Origin of the sequence: Pseudomonas sp. FH1, assembly GCF_000510895.2 — a bacterium.
GTDB lineage: Bacteria > Pseudomonadota > Gammaproteobacteria > Pseudomonadales > Pseudomonadaceae > Aquipseudomonas > Aquipseudomonas azotoformans_A.
Map to the genome: position 1 here is coordinate 1 of NZ_AOHM01000106.1, position 5,857 is coordinate 5,857.

Consider the following 5,857-nt stretch of genomic DNA (forward strand, 5'->3'; position numbering starts at 1 on the left):
GTCCAGATGTCGGTGGAATGGGTGTCCGGATAGTCATGCAATCCGCAGTCTTACGAGCACGAGGATACAAAGAGCTCGCTGGGAACAAATATGATCCCCGCCCCGGCGGACTTCACACCGAGTATCCACTCGAGATCGTGCAGATCGACCATACACCCGCAGATATGATCATCGTGGATGACGTTCACAGGAGACCCATAGGCAGACCTTGGCTGACCCTTGCTATCTGCGTCTACTCAAGAATGATCACTGGATACTTCCTGTCGATGAGCGCGCCTTCGGCCGTGTCAGTCGCAATGTGCTTGGTGCACTCCATACTGCCAAAGGAAAACTGGCTCGCCCTTCATGGCGTGGATACCGAATGGCCTGTCTGGGGGAAGCCTGTGACTGTGCACACCGACAATGGCTCTGATTTCAAAGCGCACAACCTTATTCAGTCTTGCTCTAATCATGATATCAAGCGTGAGTTTCGCCCTCGCAAGACTCCTCACTGGGGGGCAAAAATCGAGCGCTTAATGGGCACGTTTTCGGGCATAAACAAACTGGACAAAGGCACAACGTTTAGCAATACGACTGAGCGGCAGGGGTACGACTCCGAGAAAAAGGCTATCTACACATTTGACGAGTATGAAACCCGACTTGTTAGAAATATCATCAAATACAACAATGAATACCACCAAGAGATTGGTATGGCGCCAATCAGAAAGTGGAATTTAGCGTTCTTTGGCGATCGCGAATCGACGGCGATCCTGCCTCTCCCGCCGCGGGTCGCAAACCCCTGGACGTTCCAGCTCGACTTCCTCCCAGCGTCGCGCCGGACCATAAATCCATATGGGGTAGAGATGGACGCTATGTATTTTGCCGAAGCTCTGCGTCCATGGGTGGGCGCTAAAGATCAGAAGACTGGAAAGGCCCGCAAATTCTTATTCCGTCGGGATCCCCGAGACATCAATAGAATTTGGTTTTATGACCCATCGCTGAAGGAATATTTCGAAGTACCAATTATTCGTGCCCACTACCTGGGCGCAACTGTTGCTGAATACGTGAACGCCAAAAGGAAAGCTAGGAAAGAGGGGTTAGACGCTGTAAACGAGGCGGTGATCGAACGGCTTATGGATGAAAACAGGCAACAGGAAATCCAGGCTGCTGCGAGTACGAAATCGGCACGCAGGAGCGTTCAGAAACGTAAGAACAACTCGAAACAGACGACGCCAGCCAGGCCTGAGCCTAGAGCTACTCCAAAACCAAATTCGCCCGCAATTCCTGCTCCCTCAGGGCTATTGTCCATCGATGACGTTGGTACATTCGGAGATGTCTGGTGACTGACTATACTCATGTAGCGCCGGCATTCAGAGATGTCATGAAAATGACAGATCTCCAGCGTATCGAATTCTTGGACGAACCACGCTGGGTTGACTATAGGGCAGCCAGCAAGCTCATGGATATTCTCGGTGGTCTTATGAGAAAACCGGAGCGTCCGAGAATGCCAAATCTAATGGTGGTAGGCGCGTCTAACTCGGGAAAGACCACGGTTATAACTCGTTTCAAAGACATAGCAGGAGAGTCTTACGTTAGCGATGAGGGTATAAGCATTCGCCCGATCCTCTGCGCTGAAGTACATAAGCCTGATGAAAGAGAGCTCTACAACGCTATCCTGACTCAGTTTTGGGCGCCTCATAACCCTGGTGCCCCGCTTGCCAAGCTTCGACATCAAGCCATGCACCTGATCCGCGATGCGCGCACGCGAATGCTCATCATCGACGAGATCCACACGGTGAATAACGGGTCGAATGCAAGGCGAATGGATTTGATGAACGAGTTGAAGATGCTCGCAAATACACTTCGGATACCCTTGGTTCTCGTAGGCACACGGAATGCATTGAGCTTGCTGACACTTGACCCCCAGTATGCGAGCAGGTTTGAAGTCGTGTCGCTCCCTAACTGGACAGCGAACGCAGAGTTTCAAGGCTTTTTGAAGAGCTTTGAGTCCGCACTACCTCTAAAACATCCTTCGAAGCTATATTCGCCAGAGCTGACGACTTTAATATGCGCAATCTCCGACGGCATAACTGGCAACATTGAGTATTTGCTACGAGAGTGCGCAAAAGAAGCTATCCAGTCAGGCTCTGAAGTAATTGATCGGCGCCTGCTCGAGAAAAACCAATGGATGCGCCCAACAGGCACAGATGGCACCCGAGTGCGAGTCCTCTAGCGCCCGCTTGGCCTATCGTACCGCCACTCCTGCAGGATGAGATAATCTCATCCTGGTTAGTGAGGAGCGCGCTGGTTTTGGGATGTGATCCAACTACGCTTACCAATGAATTATGGCCTGGCAAGCGGCCATGGTGTCGCGACCTCGACAGGACGTTGAACAACGAGGAGCTGACGCTTTTAGCGATGTCATCAGGCCTATCTGCCCGCCAACTCGAAGAATCTACTCTTAGTCCAATTTATAGCGCGTTGAGTGGCGCCCAAGGTTTTCCCAAGACGATTGCGCCATGGATCCTCTGCCTGGGAAATCGTAGCCGACGGCGGTGTGGAGGTTTGCAGTACTGCCCAAAATGCTTTTCAGACAGTGTTCCCTACTACCCAATAGAAAGCCGACTGGCGTGGCACACAGCGTGTACGATTCACCACACGACATTGGTTGATCGTTGCGAATGTTGTGGCGCTCCGCTATGCCCCCACTTGATCATGCCGCCAGAGATTGATCTCGCCCGATGTCATCGCTGCAGATTTGAACTCAAACTGGCATCGAGTGAAGCGTCTGTTTGTGACGCTCTGGTCTTTCAAAACGCCGCTGACGGATTGTTCGCGGGAAAACCTCAATATTACGGGCATGATGTCCTTTCAATATCCGACTGGTTCCACCTCAGCAAATGGATGCTGAGAGCACTGCGCTCGGCCGCAAGAGCACGTAGTTCTGGTACAAAAAGGTTCTTCAACTGCTTGGGCATAAATCTTGATGACTTCACCGCTCCTGCCACAGGACTTCCATTTGAATACCTGACTCCGAAAGAACGTGCTCACCTCCTATCCAGTGTCTGGCTTATATTACAAGCAGGGCCGGAACGGTTTGTAGAGGCGGCAGCTCACAATTCTGTTGCCCCGTCATTACTGCTATCGCCTTGGGAGGAGTCTCCAGGGCCTCTCGCGGACCTGGAGACTGCTCTTAGAAGTCGACAGCCTGTGGAGAAAGAGCGGCATCAGGACGACGCGCCACGATCCCACAAGAATGTAATGATGAGATGGCACAGATTGCTTAGGAAGCTACAACGATGACGGTCGCCCAGCCGACACCGATGCGGTGTGATGAATGCCAGAGGCCCATGGCCAAAGCCAAAAGGACTCATGGTGGACGACGTTTTTGTGGGACCTGCTACCCGAAACTATTCAAGCGCTTACTTTGTTCAGGTTGTGGTAATTTCGCAAGATTGCCGGTGTTCAATGAAAGCGCCAAATGCCGTCAATGTGAGCTATCCGTAGCCTGCGTACGTTGTAATCGGACCGGACGGCCCGTGGGTATGATCACGCCCGATGGGCCGGCATGTAACAGTTGCGCTCACCACTTTCGGGCGCCTGAACCATGCGACAAATGCGGAACACTTTCTACCCGGCTGACACGTGTGCTTAGCATCGACGCGAGTGCCCGATGCTGCCCCAAATGTGTGAGAAAAAGTTCAGCGACCTGTCCCTGCTGCCGACGTCACCGAAAGCTTCTATGTGGACCTGATGGTCATATGCGTTGCAAAGCCTGCGTAGAGCAAGGAAGTATCAGTTGTGCTTCCTGTGGCGAATCAATGCCTGCAGGTCGAAAGAAGGATTGTGAATCATGTGCCTGGAAAGCCGCTTTTCATCGCCGAGCTAGGGTGTGTAGAGAGCTGTTAGATCAAGCACACACGCGAAACTTATTCGACAAGTTTTGCATATGGCTCAACCAGCATATGGGCGCGCACAAAGCCTTCCTAAAGCTAAAAAGCTATCTCCCATTCTTCAGATTTCTGAAAACCCAAAGCACTGGGATTCCTCCCTATGTCTCTCTACTCGGCCACTTCCAAGCTGACGGCTTGCGTCGGATGCAAACGCCCATGCTCTGGCTAGAAGAGCGTTATGGGGTTGTGGCCGATGACGCGCTACGAGAAGAGCATTCTGAAAAGCGGAGGATTGATGAGTTGATTAATTCGCTGCCTGACGGCACCGCGTCAAAAATGCTGCTGGGCTACCGGTCTTATCTGCTATCAAAGCAAGGTGAAGGCAGCACGACTTTCCGATCAATTCGACTCGCGCTCCGAGCAGCCAAAGGAGTGCTTGAAACTGCATCTGCAACCTTTGATGCAGTTCCAACACAAAAAACTTTCACGAGATATATGACACTGGTGCCGGGCCAAAAAGCGGCGGCGCAGGGATTCGTGAGCTACCTGAATCGAACTCATAATTTGGGTCTCGAATTAACGGTAAGCGATCGGGCTAAGGCGCATGCTAGAACGCAGAGGCTAGAGAACGAGTTGAGCGCGATGATCGCTAGCGGCGGGGATGGGAAGGCATTTGAACGCACCTGGATCAAAATAGCGCTGATGCACTTCCATGGTGTGCGCCGAGTGAACAAAAAGAAATTGGTGTACGTCCCTTTTACAGTGCTTGGTAAAGAGGGCTTCAATGTAAAGCTTGAGACGATTGATTACTGGGTTCCGGGACACTCGGCTACACGATGACGATGATTGGGCTGATAACCAGATCAGCCCATGGGCTCCAAAACGCAAGACCTGGCTCTTCGCAGGGTCACTGCGAAGCGGGGAGCCACAGTGCTGGTCAGTTCACATCCGTGTTTTGAACCGACGATGACATCGGCGCCGGGGTTTGAAACTCCCAAACTGTGCACAAATAGCGCGGAAACGCCAAGATCTCCAACGTTTCGCGGGCTCGGAGAACCACTGATCACAGCTTGAACTTACCTACCAACGTGTTGAACGAGATCGCAAGACGTGACAACTCTTGGCTAGAGGCATTGGTTTGATTCGCGCCTGCGGCGGTCTGAGTTGACAGGTCTTGGATGTTCACCAGGTTTCGATCCACCTCGCGAGCAACTTGAGCCTGTTCTTCGGCAGCGCTGGCGATGACCAAGTTGCGCTCGTTAATCTGGCTGACACCTTCGCTGATGCGCTCCAATGCCAGCCCGGCTTCGGTAGCCAGTGTCTGGGTACTAAGGGCCATTTCCTGACTCTTCATCATCGACTCAACAGCTTCGTCAGCGCCTGCGCGCACCAGCTTGATCATCGTATCGATCTCGCCAGTAGACGCTTGGGTACGGTGAGCCAATGCCCGCACTTCATCTGCGACCACCGCGAAGCCTCGACCCTGCTCACCAGCACGCGCAGCTTCGATAGCCGCGTTAAGCGCCAGCAAATTAGTCTGTTCTGCGATACTGCGAATTACGTCCAACACCTTGGTTATGTCGCGGATCTGACCGGCCAGGGTTTCAACTCGCTGTGTCGAGTGGGTGATGTCCGAGGCCATGGTATTCATGGCGCTGACAGCCTGCTGCACCTGGCGTTGTCCTTTGCTGGCTTCTGCTGCGGTTTCGCTCGAAACTTGGGAAGTGCTGACGGCGTTTCGCGCTACCTCCTCGACCGCGGCGGTCATTTGATTGACGGCAGTTGCAGCTTGCTGGATTTCATCATTTTGGCGAACAAGTCCACGTGTGCTGTCTTCCGTCACTGCAGTCAGTTCTTCTGCTGCTGAGGCGAGTTGGTTGGACGCGTCGGCAATCTGTTGCACTGTTGTCTTGAGGTTGCCTTGCATGTCGGACAGCGGTATGCGTCCGGCCAACCCCCCTTCCTGTCCCCGGCGCCAAAGGCGA

The 5,857-nt window shown here is 52.9% G+C and carries 4 protein-coding genes; 3 read left to right on the top strand and 1 reads right to left on the bottom strand.

The genetic code is table 11. The annotated features are described in order from the left end of the window. From H096_RS24805 to H096_RS24815, 3 genes are all read left to right on the top strand, one after another. Positions 1 to 1,322: DDE-type integrase/transposase/recombinase (locus H096_RS24805; RefSeq protein WP_033901980.1), on the top strand; the 1,322-nt coding region annotated here is incomplete at its 5' end. Beyond that, on the top strand, positions 1,319 to 2,212 hold the full coding sequence (locus H096_RS24810) for a TniB family NTP-binding protein (RefSeq protein WP_033901979.1): 894 nt from the start codon (positions 1,319 to 1,321) through the stop codon (positions 2,210 to 2,212). The genes H096_RS24805 and H096_RS24810, both read left to right, overlap by 4 nt. Positions 2,213 to 3,944: 1,732 nt before the next feature. Beyond that, positions 3,945 to 4,712 carry a hypothetical protein gene (locus H096_RS24815; protein ID WP_051422193.1) on the top strand — a complete coding sequence of 256 codons (768 nt, stop codon included), beginning with the start codon at positions 3,945 to 3,947 and terminating at the stop codon, positions 4,710 to 4,712. 223 nt (positions 4,713 to 4,935) lie between these two features. Here H096_RS24815 and H096_RS24820 read toward each other — a convergent pair. Further along, on the bottom strand, positions 4,936 to 5,857 hold a 922-nt coding region (locus H096_RS24820), incomplete at its 5' end, for a methyl-accepting chemotaxis protein (protein ID WP_033901982.1).